The 18,785-nt window shown below is 41.6% G+C and carries 17 protein-coding genes, 2 tRNA genes and 2 pseudogenes; 3 read left to right on the plus strand and 18 right to left on the minus strand.

Going from position 1 to position 18,785, the window contains the following annotated elements; genetic code table 11:
* Positions 1 to 88: 88 nt before the first annotated feature.
* Entirely contained in the window at positions 89 to 814 is a 726-nt protein-coding gene (locus SORDD25_RS04355) for a 16S rRNA pseudouridine(516) synthase (protein ID WP_061852762.1), read from the plus strand.
* Between the two features lie 40 nt (positions 815 to 854).
* On the opposite strand, the pseudogene SORDD25_RS09410 reads toward SORDD25_RS04355, so the two are convergent.
* From SORDD25_RS09410 to SORDD25_RS04370, 3 genes and pseudogenes are all read right to left on the minus strand, one after another.
* Positions 855 to 1,087, minus strand: a pseudogene (locus SORDD25_RS09410) (DUF4190 domain-containing protein).
* An 86-nt stretch (positions 1,088 to 1,173) separates the two neighbouring features.
* Positions 1,174 to 1,554, minus strand: a complete 381-nt coding sequence (locus tag SORDD25_RS04365; RefSeq protein WP_000158123.1) for a rhodanese-like domain-containing protein — start codon at positions 1,552 to 1,554, stop codon at positions 1,174 to 1,176.
* Positions 1,551 to 1,784, minus strand: coding sequence for a YqgQ family protein (locus SORDD25_RS04370; protein WP_044135604.1), 234 nt, complete (start codon positions 1,782 to 1,784; stop codon positions 1,551 to 1,553). The genes SORDD25_RS04365 and SORDD25_RS04370 overlap by 4 nt, the downstream gene beginning before the upstream one ends.
* 102 nt (positions 1,785 to 1,886) lie before the next feature.
* On the opposite strand from SORDD25_RS04370, the gene SORDD25_RS04375 reads away from it, so the two are divergent.
* Both SORDD25_RS04375 and SORDD25_RS04380 read left to right on the plus strand, forming a co-directional pair.
* Positions 1,887 to 2,795 (plus strand): LysR family transcriptional regulator, encoded by a 909-nt coding sequence (locus SORDD25_RS04375; protein ID WP_061852763.1) that lies wholly within the window; start codon positions 1,887 to 1,889, stop codon positions 2,793 to 2,795.
* A 45-nt stretch (positions 2,796 to 2,840) separates the two neighbouring features.
* Positions 2,841 to 4,640: an N-acetylmuramoyl-L-alanine amidase gene (locus SORDD25_RS04380; protein ID WP_061852764.1), complete on the plus strand. Its 1,800-nt coding sequence runs from the start codon at positions 2,841 to 2,843 to the stop codon at positions 4,638 to 4,640.
* A 27-nt stretch (positions 4,641 to 4,667) separates the two neighbouring features.
* Here SORDD25_RS04380 and SORDD25_RS04385 read toward each other — a convergent pair whose 3' ends face one another.
* The 15 genes and pseudogenes from SORDD25_RS04385 to cshA form a co-directional block, all read right to left on the minus strand.
* On the minus strand, positions 4,668 to 4,985 hold the full coding sequence (locus SORDD25_RS04385) for a LiaF transmembrane domain-containing protein (RefSeq protein ID WP_061852765.1): 318 nt from the start codon (positions 4,983 to 4,985) through the stop codon (positions 4,668 to 4,670).
* A 191-nt stretch (positions 4,986 to 5,176) separates the two neighbouring features.
* Positions 5,177 to 5,249: transfer RNA gene (locus SORDD25_RS04390), tRNA-Thr, on the minus strand.
* A gap of 100 nt (positions 5,250 to 5,349) precedes the next feature.
* Positions 5,350 to 6,135 carry an ABC transporter permease gene (locus SORDD25_RS04395; RefSeq protein ID WP_061852766.1) on the minus strand — a complete coding sequence of 262 codons (786 nt, stop codon included), beginning with the start codon at positions 6,133 to 6,135 and terminating at the stop codon, positions 5,350 to 5,352.
* 1 nt (position 6,136) lies between these two features.
* Positions 6,137 to 6,955 carry an ABC transporter permease gene (locus SORDD25_RS04400; RefSeq protein ID WP_061852767.1) on the minus strand — a complete coding sequence of 273 codons (819 nt, stop codon included), beginning with the start codon at positions 6,953 to 6,955 and terminating at the stop codon, positions 6,137 to 6,139.
* Position 6,956: 1 nt separating this feature from the next.
* Entirely contained in the window at positions 6,957 to 7,949 is a 993-nt protein-coding gene (locus tag SORDD25_RS04405; RefSeq protein WP_061852768.1) for an ABC transporter ATP-binding protein, read from the minus strand.
* A gap of 275 nt (positions 7,950 to 8,224) precedes the next feature.
* Positions 8,225 to 9,106, minus strand: coding sequence for a class II fructose-bisphosphate aldolase (locus tag SORDD25_RS04410; RefSeq protein ID WP_033688381.1), 882 nt, complete (start codon positions 9,104 to 9,106; stop codon positions 8,225 to 8,227).
* A 139-nt stretch (positions 9,107 to 9,245) separates the two neighbouring features.
* Positions 9,246 to 10,574: a sensor histidine kinase VncS gene (vncS, locus tag SORDD25_RS04415; protein WP_061852769.1), complete on the minus strand. Its 1,329-nt coding sequence runs from the start codon at positions 10,572 to 10,574 to the stop codon at positions 9,246 to 9,248.
* Positions 10,571 to 11,227 (minus strand): response regulator transcription factor VncR, encoded by a 657-nt coding sequence (vncR, locus tag SORDD25_RS04420; RefSeq protein WP_061852770.1) that lies wholly within the window; start codon positions 11,225 to 11,227, stop codon positions 10,571 to 10,573. The genes vncS and vncR overlap by 4 nt, the downstream gene beginning before the upstream one ends.
* Positions 11,228 to 11,367: 140 nt before the next feature.
* Positions 11,368 to 12,747 carry an ABC transporter permease subunit Vex3 gene (gene vex3, locus SORDD25_RS04425; RefSeq protein ID WP_061852771.1) on the minus strand — a complete coding sequence of 460 codons (1,380 nt, stop codon included), beginning with the start codon at positions 12,745 to 12,747 and terminating at the stop codon, positions 11,368 to 11,370.
* 50 nt (positions 12,748 to 12,797) lie between these two features.
* Positions 12,798 to 13,445 (minus strand): ABC transporter ATP-binding subunit Vex2, encoded by a 648-nt coding sequence (gene vex2, locus SORDD25_RS04430; RefSeq protein ID WP_000173735.1) that lies wholly within the window; start codon positions 13,443 to 13,445, stop codon positions 12,798 to 12,800.
* A 12-nt stretch (positions 13,446 to 13,457) separates the two neighbouring features.
* Positions 13,458 to 14,735, minus strand: a complete 1,278-nt coding sequence (locus SORDD25_RS04435) for an ABC transporter permease (protein ID WP_061852772.1) — start codon at positions 14,733 to 14,735, stop codon at positions 13,458 to 13,460.
* Between the two features lie 390 nt (positions 14,736 to 15,125).
* Positions 15,126 to 15,211: transfer RNA gene (locus SORDD25_RS04440), tRNA-Leu, on the minus strand.
* 80 nt (positions 15,212 to 15,291) lie between these two features.
* Positions 15,292 to 15,866: pseudogene (locus tag SORDD25_RS04445) on the minus strand (cysteine hydrolase family protein).
* The gene (gene codY / locus SORDD25_RS04450) at positions 15,866 to 16,654 is read right to left on the minus strand and encodes a GTP-sensing pleiotropic transcriptional regulator CodY (RefSeq protein ID WP_000940724.1); all 789 of its coding nucleotides are present in this window, start codon (positions 16,652 to 16,654) and stop codon (positions 15,866 to 15,868) included. The pseudogene SORDD25_RS04445 and the gene codY overlap by 1 nt, the downstream one beginning before the upstream one ends.
* A 283-nt stretch (positions 16,655 to 16,937) precedes the next feature.
* The gene (gene cshA, locus SORDD25_RS04455; protein WP_061852773.1) at positions 16,938 to 18,515 is read right to left on the minus strand and encodes a degradosome RNA helicase CshA; all 1,578 of its coding nucleotides are present in this window, start codon (positions 18,513 to 18,515) and stop codon (positions 16,938 to 16,940) included.
* Positions 18,516 to 18,785 lie beyond the last annotated feature (270 nt).

An 18,785-nucleotide genomic window follows, 5' to 3' on the forward strand; every position in this document is an offset into this window, starting at 1 on the left:
GTTCAGCTAAGTGTAAATGTTTTCACTCTGCTTTTCTAGTCAAGGCAACTCTTTTCAAAGTCAGAGACTTATGATAAGATAAGCTGGTATGCGTTTAGATAGATTATTAGCCCAAGAAAAGGGCAGTCGTAAGGCTATGAAACAGGCTCTATTAAAAAAAGAAATCCTAGTGGACGATTGTCCAGCCAGCTCCCTGGCTCAAAATGTCGACACTGGGTTGCAGAAACTAGTCTTTCAAGGACGGCAAATCCAAGGATATGAGCACATCTACCTCATGCTTCATAAACCAAACGGAGTCGTTACAGCGAGCAAGGATAAGAAACTGTCAACCGTCATGGACCTATTCCCCAAAAATATCCAGTCAGGCCAACTCTACGCGATAGGTAGGCTAGACCGCGATACGACAGGACTGCTCCTTTTGACAGACAATGGACCTCTTGGCTTTCAACTCCTCCATCCTCAATATCATGTGGATAAAACTTACCAAGTCAAGGTTAATGGACTGCTCACACCAAACCATATCCAGCAATTTAAAGATGGCATTGTCTTTTTAGATGGAAGCATCTGCAAACCTGCCAAACTAGAAATTCTATCCGCAAGCCCAACAGAGAGCCATGCCTCCATCACCATTTCAGAAGGGAAGTTTCATCAGGTTAAGAAAATGTTTCTCTCAGTTGGTGTCAAGGTGACCTCTCTCAAACGAGTTCAGTTCGGTGATTTCACTTTAGACCCAGAACTAGCAGAAGGGCAATACCGTCCCTTGAATCCAGAGGAATTGGAAATCATTAAAAACTACTTAGAGAAAAGTGGATAAAAGAAAAAAGCTTTATGTTTAAAGCTTTTTTCTTTTTTGCTTATCTAAAAAATACTGCGACGGCTAGAATCCAGTTAAGAACAGAAACTACAAGTCCTACGATGTTGAGAATTTTTTCTGTTTTATAGTCCAGTCCAGATTCTTTTTGGTATGAAAAAGCCAAAACCAATCCTATGATCCCCAAAACAGACCTACTATTGGAGATAGCAAACCAAGGACGATAGATAAGATACCTAAAATAAGTGAAGGTTTTTTCTTTTGTTGTGAATTCATATTATAAAATCTCCTTAAATTTATTATAAATGATGATACCTTAAGATACTAGCTTTATCTATCATTCGACAGTTTTTTAAAGAATCTTAGCTAGTCTTGACCTTCCCGTTCCAAGAATCCAATCCATAAGAAAGGATATAAATCTCAGAGAAACCTTGTTTTTTCAGATAAAGTGCGGCATTGGTCACTCGTTGTCCGCGTTGGTTTTCGTAGAGAAGGACAGGTTTATCCTTGCGAAGGGCTGCAAGACTTGACTTCAACTGATTTGAAGGAATATTGCGAGCTCCGAGGATATGTTTTCTGTGAAATTCTGCTGGTTCACGGACATCAATCAACTGCCCTTTCCGAATCAAGGCTTCAAATTCTGCATTATCCACAATCTTAGCCGCACGACGAATACGAAGGTAGTTATAACCCATCCATGCCACCATCGCCAATACAATTCCCCAAACAATCCAAATTGTCATAAGTTCTTATCTCCATTTTTCTCTATGTAGTCTAATTCTATCTTGTGCTCTCTACGAAGAACAGCTTCCGCCTCTAGATAGTCTAGCTTGTCCATCAGACCTGCATCATAGATCCGAGAGAGTTCGAGCTTCATCAGTTCAATATCATACAAGCGCTTCCCCATGTAAACAATAATGCCAAACTGTTTGAGAAATTGCTGCACATCATAGAATGTTTTCATAGCTTCCATTTTAGCAGATTCTAGACTTTTTTTCAATACTGGACAGGCTCTTTCCCCCTATTTTCTTCGTCTTCATTGCCCATTCTTCCGCAAGTATGGTACAATAAAAACATGAGAATTCAACAACTACACTATATTATCAAAATCGTCGAAACTGGCTCTATGAATGAGGCAGCCAAGCAACTCTTTATCACTCAACCCAGTCTCTCTAATGCCGTTCGAGACTTGGAAAATGAAATGGGTATTGAAATCTTTATCCGCAATCCCAAGGGCATTACCTTAACCCGTGATGGGATGGAGTTTCTCTCCTATGCCCGTCAAGTTGTCGAGCAAACTCAGCTTCTGGAGGAACGCTATAAAAATCCTATCGCCCACCGCGAACTTTTCAGCGTTTCCTCTCAGCACTATGCCTTTGTAGTCAATGCCTTTGTCTCTCTGCTTAAGAAAAGTGATATGGAAAAATACGAGCTTTTCCTTCGTGAAACTCGGACTTGGGAGATTATTGACGACGTTAAGAACTTCCGCAGTGAAGTCGGTGTCCTCTTCTTAAACAGCTACAACCGTGATGTTTTAACAAAAATGCTGGATGACAACCACCTCTTGGCCCACCATCTCTTTACAGCTCAGCCCCATATCTTTGTCAGCAAGACCAACCCTCTAGCTAAAAAAGACAAGGTCAAACTGTCTGATTTGGAAGACTTCCCTTATCTGAGTTATGACCAAGGGACGCACAACTCCTTCTACTTTTCAGAGGAGATTCTTTCACAAGAGCATCACAAGAAATCCATCGTAGTCAGTGACCGTGCCACCCTCTTTAACCTCTTGATTGGTTTGGATGGTTACACGATCGCAACAGGGATTTTGAACAGCAACCTCAACGGAGATAATATCGTTTCCATTCCGCTGGACATTGACGACCCGATTGAACTAGTCTATATCCAGCATGAAAAAACCAGCCTGTCTAAGATGGGTGAACGCTTTATCGAATACTTACTAGAGGAAGTTCAATTCGATAATTAATAGGAAAAATGAAAAAGAGAAAAAGAAAAAGTTAGGAAATAGAAAGTGAAAAAGATACTACTGACCAGTGCTTTAATCCTTTCAATCGCAGGATTAGCACCCGCATCCGTCTTAGGAGAAGAAAACACAACTCAATCCACATCTGCTGTCAAGGAAGCAATTGCCAAAGAAGAAAAGAAAGAATCGAGTGTTGAGGAAAACTCTAAATCAGAAGTTCTTCCGAAAGTAAGTGTACAAGAAGACAAGACCAAAAAAGAAGGATGGTACCAAGAAAATCACCACTGGCGTTTTTACCAAGATGATAAACCTGCTTTGAACTGGAAACAAATCCAAGGCAAATGGTACTACTTCGACCAAAATGGTGACCGTATCCAGTCTACTATCTATAAGGGCTATGCCTTTGACCAAGGTGGTGTCATGATAGAAAATAGCTGGACTAAATTGGACAATCAATGGTATTATGCTGATTCTTCTGGACGACTAGCTCAGAACACCTGGAAAAAAATCAATGGTTCTTGGTACTATTTTGATCAAACTGGAAGCATGCTCAGCAACACTGCTATTGACGGTTATCTGCTCACAAAAAGTGGAGCTATGGCAGAAAAGGGCTGGACTAGATTAGACCAAATTTGGTATTATGTTGCTCCTTCTGGAAAGATCTCGCAGGATAAATGGGAGAAAATCAACGGTTCTTGGTATTACTTTGACAAAGAAGGGGGAATGCTGAGTGCGACAACCTTCAAGGGCTACCTCTTCAACCAGAGTGGAGCTATGGCAGAAAACAACTGGGTCAAAATCAAGGATACTTGGTTCTATGCGAACGGGTCAGGGAGATATGTCCAAGAAAACTGGCAAAAGATTCAGGGTTCCTGGTACTCATTTGACCAGAATGGTGGGATGCTTGCAGACAAATGGAAAGGAAGCTACTACCTCAAAACCAGTGGAGCCATGGCGGAGAATGAGTGGATCTTTGATAAAGCCTACAAGAGCTGGTTCTATCTAAAAGCGGATGGCCGTTATGCAAATCAGGAGTGGATTGGAGCATACTACCTCAAGTCAGGTGGTTACATGGCAAAGAGCGAATGGATTTACGATAACTCTGACAAAGCACGCTACTACCTAGATGATAATGGGCATTATGTTTCAGGAACTTACAAAATAAACGGTAAGGAACACTTATTCCAAAAATACGGCCAATGGATTTCTGAAGTTTCAACTGAAGGTGGATTTACAAAAGGCCTATATAGCAATACCATTTTCCTAGATCCTGGGCATGGTGGTCGAGATTCAGGTGCCTTCTACTACAATGTCGCTGAAAAAGATCTCAACATGCAGATTTACCGTAAACTTCGTACTAAGCTAGAAGAACTAGGCTACAAGGTCCTGACTTCTCGTGATAGTGATATTGACGTTGATTTTGTAACCGAGCGTTCTCGTATGGTTAATAAGACCAACTCGGATATTTTTATCAGTATTCACTTCAACGCTACTGGTAATACCTACTCAAAAGCAAGCGGTATTCAAACCTATTCCTATAGCGATGAACCTGATTACCCAAGTAAGATTAATAAATACTGGCACAATCACCCTGATCGTATGAGTGAAAGCAGACGCCTCGCCGCTGCCATCCACTCCTCTCTTCTAGCAGAAACAGGAGCTAAGGATGCTGGCTTATTGGAAAGCAGCTATGCAGTACTACGCGAAACAGCCAAACCAGCCGTTCTCCTAGAACTTGGTTATATGGATAATTTCTCCGAAAACCAACAAATCAGAGATAGCCACTACCAAGATAAACTGGTCGTAGGCATCGTAAAAGGGATCCAAAAATATTACGCTGGTCAGTAAAAAAGTCTCGAGAAATCTCGAGACTTTTTATTTGCCTTCTTTTTTATCCTTATCAGGAAAGAGGTAACCAAGTCCTACACAAGCTAGCACACCGGCACCAATCACCAAACCACTTGAAATTGGCAACAGATCAAAAATAGCATTTGCAATGATGACGGCAATGATCAAGCACATCAGACTAGACTTGTAGTCTTTTTTCAAAAAGTTTTCTAGCGTGAAATAAAGGAACAATCCTACCGGAATGAGCGACCAAAGGTTGACATCCAAACTTGGCCATCCAACAGAACCGAAATACAATACTAGCGCTGCTGCTACTAAAAATACAAGTCCCAATAATTTTTTCATTTTTATGTCTCCATTTTCTTTTTTTGGTTCTTGAGTTGTCTGATACTAACTCCTCACGTCCCTTACATGAATCATTATAGCAGAGGAATTTTTCAAGAACAAGCCCTTTTGCCTATCTGGTCAATATCTCTGTCTATGTGGTTGAATAGTCGTGATAAAAGAAAAAGAAGCCCTAATAGACTTCTTGATTTTGCCGATTGCAGGGCTTGAACCTGTGACCTACGCGTTACGAGTGCGTTGCTCTACCAACTGAGCTAAATCGGCGATTACCCTTTTAGTATAGCACTCTGAGAATAGATGTCAAGAAATTTTTATCTCCATTAGAAAAAACCTGTCCTGAGACAAGGCTTTGAGATTCTTCCTTTTACGAACCCGCACTTTCGTAGGCATCCAAGCCCCTGTCCCAGAGTTTCAAAGAAATGACAAAGAAAACAAGGGAAATCAACATCAAACCACCAATGTTAAAGAGCCCATCCTTGTCCTGCAAGAAATAGCTGGCAGGATAGTAGGCCGTAAAGGCGAAAGGCACGATAAAGCTAATCAACCAACGAAGAAGCGAATTGTAAATGGAAATCGGGTACTTAGCAAAGTCATTAAACATATAAAAAATGTAAATCATAGCACCTGACTGCTTGGTCCAAAAAGCGATACTGGCTGTCGCTATTTTCAAGGAAGTATAAATCAAGGTCGCAAAAGGAATGCAGACTAGGAATAGCAAGAACTTGGGAAGAGTCCAAGCAATACTTGACACTGTTGTTGCTAGCAAAAGGCCTCCGACCAAAAGTTCACCCAAGGCATCAATCTGAAAGGTCTCAACCAAGATGTGAAAAAGAGGATTGATAGGACGCGTCAGGTACTTGTCAAACTCTCCTTTTCGAACTAGCCGTTGACCTAATGCCCAGAGATTGTCAAAAAATAGATGATCTAATCCCTTTGGAATTAAGGAAAAGCCATAGATAAAGGCAATCTCTTGAAAAGTCCAGCCTTCAAGCGAGGGGATATGTTGAAAGATGACATTGAGAAACAAGAGGTTCAAACCTTGGGTCAGAAAGACACCTAAAACACCAACCACAAAATCAACCTTGTATTCCATGATTTGCTTGATGTATTGTCTGATAAAAATCAGGTGCATGCGTTGATATTTTTTCATACTAACCTCCTTGAATGGTGATGAAGGACTGGACTCGTTTCCAAATCAACTGAGACAAGCCCACCATCACTAAGAGCCAGAAGAACTGTAGCAAAAGTGCCTGAAGAATCTGACTGGCATCGTATTTCCCAACAATGATCATGACCGGAGTATAAATCAAGGATGAAAAAGGCAAGAAGGACAGGATATCTGAAACAATCTTTGGAAAGAAAGCCAAGGGAATCAGACTTCCAGACATAAAAGCCACTATAGAAGTCTTGAGTAGATTGGAACCCCATAGATTTTTAAATACAAAGGCTGAAAATCCAAAGCAGATATTAAAGAAAAAGTTAATCAGATAGGCCAGCGTTAAGCTAAAAAGATAAAGGGTAGTTAGTCCCAGCACTTCTACAATCCCTTGCCCAGATAAGATTTTCATCAAGACAATAACACTTAAAAATGGCAGTCCAACAGAGATAAAAATCAACCACTTAGATCCAAGCTCTGTAAAGAGGTACGAAGCCGCAAAATGCACCGGTCTCAACAAGCGCATGATAATGGAACCATCCTTGACCTCTTCTCCAATCATAAAGGAGCTATCAGACCTGGTCAAAAGATTGGTCACAAAACTCATGATGATGTAGAGGGTGATATCTGCCATACTGAAGCCCTGAATCAAAGACTCTTGCGAAGAATCAAAGACAGCCTTCCAGAGATAAAAAGCAACAAAAGCCCCCATGACATCGCCAATCCGATAGAGAATAAAGTTGACTCGATAGCTAATCAACTCCTGAACACCTGCATTGATAAAGGGTTTATAACGTCTCCACAATTTGACCATCTTAGAGCTCCTTTCGGTAGAAGCGACGGATAATATCCTCAATGTCCGTATCCACCATCTTCAAATCGCGAATCTCAAAATCAGACAGAGTTCGCTTGATAATATCAGCTGACTGGTAGCGGGAACTATCAAATTCAATGTTGAGGCTGTTTCCTTGTCTATCAATGGTCATATCCGAAGAGCCTTCATAATGAGAAAGGAGATGACTTTGACCTGGTAGCAGTTCAAAAGAAAGAGTCTTCATCTTGCCAAAGGTCTCCTTGAGTTGACTCACCGTTCCATCAAAAATCTCCTGCCCCTTGTCAATCATAAAAATTCGATCACAGAGTTGCTCAATGTCGCTCAGGTCGTGAGTGGTCAAGAGAATGGTAGTTTCTTCCTCTTGATTGATCTGGGTGATGGCCCGACGAATATTGTCCTTGACCGACACATCCAAGCCAATGGTCGGCTCATCTAAAAAGAGAACCTTAGGATTGTGGAGCAAGGAAGCCGCAATGTCCGCCCGCATCCGTTGACCCAGCGAAAGAGTTCGCACGGGATCCTTGATAAATTCCTTTAAATCCAAGACTTCATTCAAAAAGTCCATGCGCTTATGAAAGAGCGAGTCTGGCACGTCGTAAATCTCTTTCAAGACCGTGTAGGTTTCTTGCAGGGCCAAATCCCACCATAACTGGGTACGTTGTCCAAAGACAACCCCGATATCTTTGACATAGTCTTGACGATTGTCCTGAGGAATCTTACCATTGATCCGACAATAGCCCGATGTCGGCTTTAAAATTCCTGTCAACATTTTGATGGTTGTCGACTTCCCAGCACCATTGGCCCCGATAAATCCTAAAATCTGCCCCTTGGGAACCTCAAAGGTCAAATCCTTGACCGCTTCAAAGGTCTGCTTTTCAGGATGAATAAAGGAACGTAATGCCCCCTTTAACCCCGGCTCCTTCACTGTCTTCACAAAATTTTTCTGAAGATGTTCCACTTCTATCATTGCCATAAATCTCTCCCTATCGCAAGGAATAGCTACGTTGTATTTTTGACTACAAATATCTAAATCCTTACTTTCTACACCTTATCAATATTATTACAGAAGGCTTTATACCAACCTATTATAGTCCAATAAAAAATAGAATGCAAGTGTTTGCCTATAGATTATGAAATTAGAGATTTCTCTCTTAAAATAATACTTTTAAACAAAAATTCTGGTTTGATATTTTCCTTAAAACACCAAAAAACCTGCCCATTGGGCAGGTTTCATCTGTATTGTTCAGCTTAAGCTTTACCTTCTGAACCGAATACGTCGATACGTTCTTCAACTGATGCTTGGATAGCTTTTACACCGTCAGCCAAGAATTTACGTGGGTCGAAGAGTTTTTTCTTGTCGTATTCTGCTTCGTTTGCTTCGTAGTCACGAGCAAATTTACGAGTTGCGTTAGCGAATGCGATTTGGCATTCAGTGTTAACGTTAACTTTCGCAACACCAAGTTTGATAGCTGCTTGGATTTGCTCATCAGGAATACCTGATCCACCGTGCAATACGATTGGGAAGCCTGGAAGAGCTTCTGTCAATTTTTGCAAGTGGTCAAGGTCAAGACCTTCCCAGTTTGCTGGGTAAGGACCGTGGATGTTACCGATACCAGCTGCCAAGAAGTCGATACCAGTTGCAACCATTGCTTTAGCGTCTTCGATTGGAGCCAATTCACCTTTACCGATGATACCGTCTTCTTCACCACCGATAGTACCAACTTCAGCTTCTACTGAGATACCTTTAGCGTGTGCTTTTTCAACAACGTCTTTAGCCAATTTAAGGTTTTCTTCAACTGGAAGGTGTGAACCGTCAAACATGATTGAAGTGTAACCAACTTCGATACACTCAAGTGCATCTTCGTAGTGACCGTGGTCAAGGTGGATAGCTACTGGTACAGTGATCCCCATTGACTCAACAAGGTTAGCGATCAAGTTGCGAGCAACTTTGTAACCACCCATGTATTTAGCAGCACCCATTGAAGTTTGGATCAAAACTGGAGCTTTTTTAGCTTCTGCTGCGCGCAAGATAGCTTGAGTCCACTCAAGGTTGTTTGTGTTAAATCCACCAACTGCATAACCGTTGTCACGAGCTGCTTGGACAAATTTTTCTGCTGAAACGATTGCCATTTGTCAGGCCTCCTATATATTTTTTGGGACATCCCATTTACATTGTTCATTTTATCACTTTTTGATAAAAAAAGCTAGTTTTTCCCGTAGTTTCGTCTGAATTTCTTCCAACTCAATCAATGTAAACCCTTTCTTCCCCTTAGTCTTGATCGACTTTAGGATAAGACATGAAGAAGGTCAAACGATCATCTTGCATCTCAAAATGATAAGGTAATTTCTCGTGTTCTAATAAACTTTTGACCACAAAGAGCCCCATTCCTGAACCCTTGGCCTTGCTACTAGCATTGCCAGAAAAAGACTGGGCCAATTTTTCTTGTTCTTCAGGACTACAGCTATTCTCGATAAAGAGTTCTCCTTCTCTCTCCCCGATGCGGACCAAGCCACCTAGAGTGGAGTGCTTGATGGCATTGCTGATGAGATTAGATAGGATTAGTTTCATGACAGATGGGTTTATGTAAGCCTGCTGATGGGTTAGGCTAATGTCTACATGAAGTTCTCTTTCCTTGGCGAGCAAAGTATAATCCTTAACCAGAGTTTGCGTCATTTGGAGTAGGTCGATGTTCTCCTTCTCCTCTCGCAATTCCTGAACAGAAGAAAGAGAAAGTATCTGAAGAACGTGGTGACTGAGGTCGTCCACAATCCCCAAGGCTACTCCCAGATAGTGGTCCCTATCCTTGTAACGGCCGATATTTTCTTTCATATTTTCAATTAGGATTTTCAAACTAGCCAGAGGTGTTTTCAATTCATGAGAAGCTCCTCGTAGGAACTCGACTTTCATCTTCTCCAGCTGGAGAATGGCTTCATTCTTGTCATGTAAGTCTGCAATGACAGTCAAAAGATGCTGGTAAAGGCTATTGATTTGTTCCTTGAGATCACCTATCTCATCCTTAGAGTCCACGCGCAACCGTACTTGAGCATCAAGGTCCATCATCCGACGGGTCACCCGCTTGATTTCCAAAATCGGCGCAACAATGGTTCGAGCATAGATGTAGGATACCAAGAGGGAAATCAAAAATGAAGCCAGCAAGGTATAGGGGAGAAATTGGAGGCTAATTTGCTCTGCTTCCTTTTGCAAGTCCATCGAAGCTAGAAATTGAAGTGTCATAGTGCTACCATCTTGGGTTGTCACCTCACGCTCCTCGATAAAGAGAGAGGTGGTCTGACGGCCTGTATCTAGAGGAAGGTTGTCCTTGACCTCTAACTTGTCCTCTGTCATCTCTCCCTTGACGGCCCCCTTGATATCACTAGTCTGGGAATACAAGTCTAACACTTGCTCGATACTTTGCCTATCCTTTCCTTCTAGGGACTGGGCAATGGCTGTCGCTTTCTGACCGATGGTTTCCTGACGATGACTCAGATAAGTTGAGGGAAAGAGAAAATAAATAGCTAAATGAAGACAAATAACCAGAACACTAAAAATCGAGAAGGTATAGATAAATATCTTTGTAAATAAACCTGTTCGTTTCATTTTCGCTCCAATTTATAACCAACATTACGCACAGTGAGGATACAATCCAAGTCTAGCTTTTTCCGCAGTTCCTTGATGTAAACATCAATAACACGGTCAAAAGGCACCTCATCTGTCACCTTCCAGACAGCATCGATTATCTGAGATCGAGTCAAGGCCCGTCCTTCATTTTTCACCAGATAGTCCAGAATTTCCAACTCTTTGGCATTGATGGCCACTTCCTCGCCTGCTAGACTTGCACTGTAGCTCTCAAAGTCCACCTTGGTATCCTTATAGGAGAAGATTCGTCCCGTATCGTAGTAGCGCTTGAAAATCGCATCTACTCTCACTTTTAAGAGGGAGAGTGAGAAGGGTTTTTCCAGATAGCCATCTGCTAGCGAAGCAAAGGCACTCATCTTGTATTCCTCATCCTGAAAGGCAGTCAACATCAAGACAGGAACCTGACTGGTTTTACGAATCTCAGCTAGGACTTCTAAACCATTGAGTTTGGGCATCTGGATATCCAGTAAAACTAGTGCTACTTCATAGCTGGAAAATTGTTCTAGGGCTTCCTCGCCGTCCGCAGCCTGAATGGTCTCATAACCACAATCTGTCAAATAGTCACTGATCCCTTCACGGATCATCTCTTCATCTTCTACAATTAAAATTTTCATAGAAAAACCTTTCACATTTCTTTAATTTTCTTTTAAATCCTCCCTGTTTCATCCTGAAAGGAAAGGCTTCAGGGAGATGAAATACATAAAAATGCTACCTATATTATACCCCATTTAGGGGAGAATAGGTAGCAAGTTTTTTATTCGCTATCGAGCAAGAGTTCTTTTGGTTGTTTTCTAAGGAGATTGCTTGAAGCAAGCGCCATAACGAGAACGACTAGAACTAAAGCAAGAACAAAGACGATGATAAAGTCTGATGTCTGAATGGAAATGTCTAAACTCGACAAGGTCTTGCTAAAGCCATCTACTTCTGCACCACCACCAAGGTTAGAAGCTTGAGCTGCCTTGCTGGCTTGCTTGGCAACACCTGAAGTAACATTGGCAAGGACGGTGTTTCCGATTGCACGAGCCGTGTAGTTGGCTAGGAAGTAGGCAGAAACAAGAGCAGGGATGGCAATCAAGATTGATTCTGTGATAAATTGACCAAGGATACTTGCCTGCTTGAGACCGATAGAGAGGAGAATTCCCACTTCCTTACGACGGGCATTGATCCAAAGGCTGAGCAAGAGGGCAAGGAGAAGAACTGAGAAGCTCAAGCTACCCCAGAAGAGGAGGTTGGCCATCTTGTACATACCAGAGATGGATTGCTCAAGAGCTGGGTAGTTAGAGGAGCTCTTAACGAGTGTGTAGCTCTTCCAGTTGATACCACTGATGCCATTCAACTCTTTCATAACGTCATCCAAGTTTTTATCTGCTGTTACAAAGAAAGTTGCGTCCCCATAAATAGCCGTGTCTTCTGTGTATCCATAAAGTTTTGCAGCAGTGTGAATGTCTGTGATTGCTGTGTTCTCATAGAGTTCTTGTGAGTAGGTTACTGCTGACTTATTGTGACCATCAAAGAGTCCCTTGATTGTCACTTCGACTGTTTCCTTGGCACCTTTTTCATTATCAGCATCATAGACATTGGAGTCCAGTTTGACCTTATCTCCGACTTTCCAGCCGTGTTTGGCTGCCAAGTCCTTGTGCATAAGAATCTTGTCTTTGTCGTCGTTGGTTAGGTGCTCACCTTCAACCAGCTTATATGAGCCAGAGACAAACTTATCTTCTTTTGAGGAGTCATTGACACCTGTAATCATCAAACTGCTGCCAAACCGTTTGGCACGGTCTGCAGTGAGATTTTTCTTGGTTTCTGGCGTTTCAATCAGGTCGTATCCAGTCAAATCTCCGATGGCGTTGATACGTTTAATATAAGACTCGATAGCCTTGTTTTCGGTGATTTTTTTGATGTCCTCACCCTTGATATTCCCAGAACCACGTGGCGTCCCTTGATTGACGCGACGATTGATTTGCATAGAGAAGCTATTGGTGATATTTTTAAATGTCTCCTGAGAAGCCTTGGCAGTAGCTCCCTTGATCGACAAGCCGACCAAACTCAAGCTCGCCATGAGGAGAATAATCAGGAAGATAACAATCGATTTGAAAAACTTCCTTGTAACATAAGCAAATGCGTTGTGTAACATAGGTTCCCTTTCTAGATTTGATTTCATAATTCTGTCAAAACAAGCTCATATTATTTAGTAGTATTGCGAGTTTCAGTCAGTTTCTTGTCCTTCAACTCAAGTGTAATATCTGACGCTTGCGCCACTTCTTTACTGTGGGTGACGACAATCACACATTTACCTGTTTTCTCGGCAAGTGACTTGAGCAGTTCGATAATATCTCCAGCAGTTTTAGGGTCCAGATTTCCTGTTGGCTCATCAGCTAGAATAACTGGAGCTTCTGATACCAAACTGCGAGCGATGGCTACACGTTGCTGTTGACCACCTGATAACTGGAGAACGTTCCGCTTGATCTGACTTTCATCCAAACCAAGCTCAAGAAGTGTATCCTTGCTTGCTTTTTTGTTGACCAAGCGGATATTTTCCAGCGGAGAAAGATAATCTATCAAGTTATAATTTTGAAAGACCAGGGAAATATGGTGCATGCGATGGTAAGAATACCCCTTATTCCGAATGTCCTCTCCTTGGAAAAGGATAGAACCTTCAACAGGACTATCTAGACCAGCAAGGAGGGACAAGAGAGTGGATTTCCCTGCTCCTGACTCACCAATGATACTATAAAATTTTCCGGGTTCAAAATTATACTTGATCTGATATAAAACTGCTTCAGCAGTATTCTTATAACGGTAGGTAACATCTTGCAATTGTAATAAAGTCATGATTTCTCCTTCTTAACTAATAGATGATAAAATTTCTTTCGGCGATTTTCTAAATAGAAATACGAAACAAAGGGCTACTGATAAGCAACCAATCAGGAGCAGAAAGACATAGGATTCTGCAAAGGATAGGAGACTGGTTGATAGACTGCTTGCTTTAGCCAGCGTGTCTTGTAAGCTTGCCTGATCTCCACTGGCTAGTACAGTTTGTAGCAAATAGGATGTAATGGCATTTCCAGCGATAAAGGATGGAAGCAAAGCTCCAAGAGATACCAAAACTACCTCTAAACAGAACTGGAGGAAGATCGAACTCTTGCCTTTTCCAAGTGCCAGAAGAATTCCCACTTCGTAGACCCTTTCTCTCAACCAGAGAGACAAGACCAAAATTAAGGCTCCTGCTCCTGCTATCAACATCCCATAAAGGAAGATGGTGAGGAAGGTTTGGAAGGTTGCCACTGAGTCTTTGATTTGTTCAAAGGCCTTGTTTTCCTTCTCAACTTGGTAACCTTGACTTTCCAAAGCCAAGTTTTCCACCTGCTTCATGAGTCCGTCCATTTCCTTAGGATTTTCTACATAGAAGCGCGCTGCACTGACTTGCGGTTCACTATTTCCCAGAAGGGCTTGGCTACTTTCATAGTCTGTAAAGACCTGGTTTTCACTGAAGTCGGAAGACAAGCCTGTGAACTTTTCTTGTTTTTTACCAGAAAAGATGCCGACAATTTCAAACTCTACTGTTTGCCCCTTTCCAGCTTCGGACTGACCAGCATCCAAGCGAATCTTGTCGTGAAGCGAAAGACCATTCTTCTTGGCCAACTCTTCGTGGATGAGGATTTTCTTGGAGTCCCCTTTTTGAAGGTGTCGCCCTTCTTTTAGATTGAAAGCCGAACTGGTAAAGGTGACATCCTTGGATGAATCCTCGAGAGCCGTTAAGCTAACCAAGTTCTTGTCTGCAGCTGACAAATCATCACGTTCTACGCTCTGCTCACCACTCACCGCTTCCTTGTCTTTCAGTTTTGCGACCGTTTCGAGTTCAGGAGAGACATTTTCCAGTCCCTTAATCTTGCTAACGGATGCTAGGTCAGACAACTTGAAGGTCTGTCCATTTTCTATCTTTTTGATAGAAAAAGAAGTATTGAGTGATTTGTAAAGATTGCTTTCTACTGTTTTGTTGGACTTCATCAGAGTCAAACAGGCTGAAATTCCTGCTAAAAGGACAAATAAAATCAGAAATAAAATAAAACTTCTCAGTCGTTTTCTGCTGACATAAGCCCAAGCTCTTTGGATTGGATTCATTTGTCACCTCCATATTTGTAAGACTATTATAAAATCCAAATATGAAATGTTTATGAAATCGAAAAATTTTTTGATTTATTTTTAAAAAAACAAAAAAGCTAACAAGCGCTAACTTTCTTTCTTATATAAGGAGAAATAGTACCAATCAAAAATCTACTTCATTTTAAAAATGATAGTCACATCTTTCTGATTAGTATTTTTCCATTTCCTAAATTCTTCTTTTCTGACTAGTGTTTGAGGATATTCTTGATAGAATGAAATGGAAAACTCAGTTTAAATGTTCTGATACAATGATTGTTCTTAATACCAATATTTTTCGATATACGAAACGTAACCTCTAGTCTTCTTTGTAAAAACAAAAAGAGCTAGCCAAAGCCAACTCTTACCCTATGCGGAGAGAGGGACTTGAACCCTCACGACCTAAAGCGGTCACAGGATCCTTAGTCCTGCGCGTCTGCCAATTCCGCCATCCCCGCGTCGATTACCTTACTAGTATATCAACTTTCAAAATCTTTGTCAACACTTTTTTCAGATTTTTTTCATTTTTCCAACAGGCTTATAGTTCAATTTCAGCAAGGTTTTCATCCAGTAATTTTGCTCCCAATGTGTTCTTAAAATGCCCAAGAGCAAACTGATGATTTTCTGGCCAAATAGAGGCAACCGCAGGCTTGACAATCTCGATTTGATAACCTAAATTATAGGCATCAATAGCCGTATGAAGAACACAAATATCTGTCAAAACACCTGTTAAGATAACAGTATCAACCCGACGTTCCCGCAAACGGATATCTAAGTCCGTTCCTGAAAAAGCTGAATAGTGACGTTTGTCCATCCAAAAGACGCGACTATCCGCCTCATGCTCAGCATAAAAGTCAGCTAGGGGTCCATAAAGGTTACGCCCACTAGTTCCGATGATGTTGTGTGGTGGAAAGAGCTTGCTTTCTGGGTGGATGTATCCTTCTCTTCATGAGCATCAATGGTGAAAAAGACATAGTCTCCACGATCAAAAGCTAATCTGGTTACCTGATCAATGGCTTTTGATATTGCTTGAGCGGGTGCTCCAGCAGTTAGCTTTCCATGGTCTGCTACGAAATCCTCTGTATAGTCAATCGAGATTAAAGCCTTTGCCATTAGTAGTCCCTCTTTTTCACTTCTTCAAAAATATCACCAATTAGAACTTTGAGATAAGTCCCCTTCATTCCTAATGAACGACTCTCAATAATTCCCGCAGACTCCAATTTACGAAGCGCATTGACAATCACTGAGCGTGTAATGCCAATACGGTCTGCAATAACAGACGCAGTCAGCTGTCCTTCATTTCCATCCAGCTCAGCTAAAATAGCTGATACGGCACGAAGTTCTGAATAGGAAAGGGTATTGACCGCCATGGTAACAGCCGTACGACGGCGAATATTCTTCTCATCTTCTTCACGTTGGAAGTTCAACAGTTGAATCCCTACCACCGTGCTCGCAATCTCGACAAGGATCAAATCTTCATCTTCAAATTTCTTGTCATTGCGCCAAATGATCAACGAACCTAGGCGAATTCCTGATACATGAATCGGAGCGATGGTCGTCAACCCATCTGGAAAGTCCGCACGGCTCTCCACAGGGAAAATAGTCAAATCATGTTCAACAGGTAGGTTGGCTTCCGTGTCATAAATCATGTTTGCCCCTTGTACATAGACGTCAGGGAAGGTTTTGGTTTGGAAGAATTGTTCTACACGATCATTATTGGTCTTATAACGCATAAAGTAGCCCAAGAGACGTCCCTTGTTATTCACAATACAAGCGTTACAATCAATAATATCAGCTAACTGGCGTGTAATCGCATTGTAAGGAAGTTCATCTTGGAGTTGCTCCTCAGAGCGCTTTAGAATAGACGTGATTTTTCTTGTTTTTTCTAATAAATGTGCCATTTTTTACCTCGCATATAATCGCTTCCATTATAACATAGAAAAGTCTTTATTTCAATAATTATCTGAAAATTGCTTATTTAATTGCAATTTTGAACAGCAAAAATATTTTAGAAAAAATAGGATTTTTGTGTTGACAGCAATAATAAATTTTGTTATTATAACATTATAAGAAGATGACATGATAAATCCTTTTCCGTTTCACCTATCCTTTACTATCAACCATCTTCTTTTACCCTTGGTCTCCTTATATATAAAAGCGATTCACCCAGTGAATCGCTTTTTCCTATTTGTCACCCTTGTTACGAATAACAAAGCCTGTTTTCTTTTCGCTTGAAGTGTTGCGAGGTTTTTTATTGTCTTTATTACGGTAACGTCTGTCTTTATCAAAACGGTCGTTTCCACGACTACCTTTCTTGAATTCATCACGACGACCATTGCCACGGCGATCACGGTCTCGACGGTCGTCTCCACGACGGCCTCCTCGACCTCCCTTAGCTTTGCCACCGAAGCCATTACCTGATGGTTTAAATGGCAATGGTTTTTCACGTGCAATCTCCACTTCTGGAAGGCTATCAGGATCTTGGACAGTCAGACTCAAGATATACATAGCCAATTCTTCAGAACTAAATTCAGCCGCTAATTTACGAGCATCTTTAGCAAATTTCTCAAAGTTGGAACGAATTTCTTCATCTGCGAAATCACGTTCGATTTTCTTGAGCGCCACTTGCTTTTTAGCTTGGAAGGCTTCCTCTGCACTTGCAGGTTTAAGGCCTTTCATCCGTTTCTTGGTCAAGTTTTCGATGATTTGGAGATAGCCCATTTCATTTGGAGCTACGAAGGTAATGGATTGACCTGACTTACCAGCACGACCTGTACGACCGATACGGTGAACATAGCTTTCAGGATCTTGTGGAATATCGTAGTTGTAGACATGGGTCACACCTGAGATATCCAAACCACGTGCTGCCACATCCGTTGCAACGAGGACATCTAGATTGCCATTTTTAAAATCCCGAAGGACACGAAGACGTTTGTTTTGGTCCAAATCACCATGAATCCCTTCTGCACGGAAGCCACGGATCTTCAGTCCACGAGTCAATTCATCCACACGGCGTTTGGTACGACCAAATACGATAGCAAGTTCTGGTTGTTCCACATCCATAAGACGTGTCATGGTATCAAATTTTTCTTGTTCCTTAACACGGATATAGTACTGGTCCACCAGTTCTGTTGTCAATTCTTTGGCAGCAATCTTCACATGCTCAGGTTCTTTCATAAACTGAACACCGATACGTTTGATGGCTTCAGGCATGGTTGCTGAAAAGAGCAAGGTTTGACGACTTTCAGGGACACGCGAGATAATAGCTTCGATGTCTTCAAGGAAGCCCATGTTGAGCATTTCATCCGCTTCATCAAGGATGAGGGTTTCGATATCATGCAATTTCAAAGCCTTGCGTTTAATCAAGTCCAAAAGACGGCCTGGTGTTCCGACTACGATGTGAGCACCAGATTTAAGGGCCTTGATTTGTTTTTCAATGCTGGAACCACCGTAAACTGAGCGAACTTTCACTCCCTTGCTACGGCCAAAGCGGAAGAGTTCCTCTTGACTTTGAACAGCGAGCTCACGAGTTGGAGCGATAACCAAGGCTTGGATGGTCGCTTCTTCTGTACGGATTTTTTCAAGGGTTGGCAAGCCAAAGGCTGCAGTTTTTCCTGTACCTGTCTGAGCTTGACCGATAACGTCTTTTCCTTCAAGAGCCAATGGAATGGTCTGTTCTTGGATAGGACTGGTTTCTACAAATCCAGCTTTTTCAATCTCTGCTAGCAATTCAGCAGACAAGTTAAATTCATTAAATTTCACGTTATTCTTCTTTCTAAAGGTGGTGCGAAGCCATCCTATAGCGCTTAGTATATACTTTTCTTTTCATGACGTATCTTCAACAAAAATGAGATACCGTGTTGCTTCTTTTCCACGAAAGAAAAGTACGAGTTTCTTTGCAACCTATCTAGTATAACACAAGAGCGGGGCAAAAGATAGTAGAATCCTCAAGGAAAATCATGTAAACGATTTTCTAACAGTAAAGTGGCCTGAAACTGGTTTTTCAAAGGATTTGAAGGGAGCATTTCAAAC

Origin of the sequence: Streptococcus oralis (assembly GCF_001579525.1) — a bacterium.
GTDB classification, from domain to species: Bacteria; Bacillota; Bacilli; order Lactobacillales; family Streptococcaceae; genus Streptococcus; species Streptococcus oralis_M.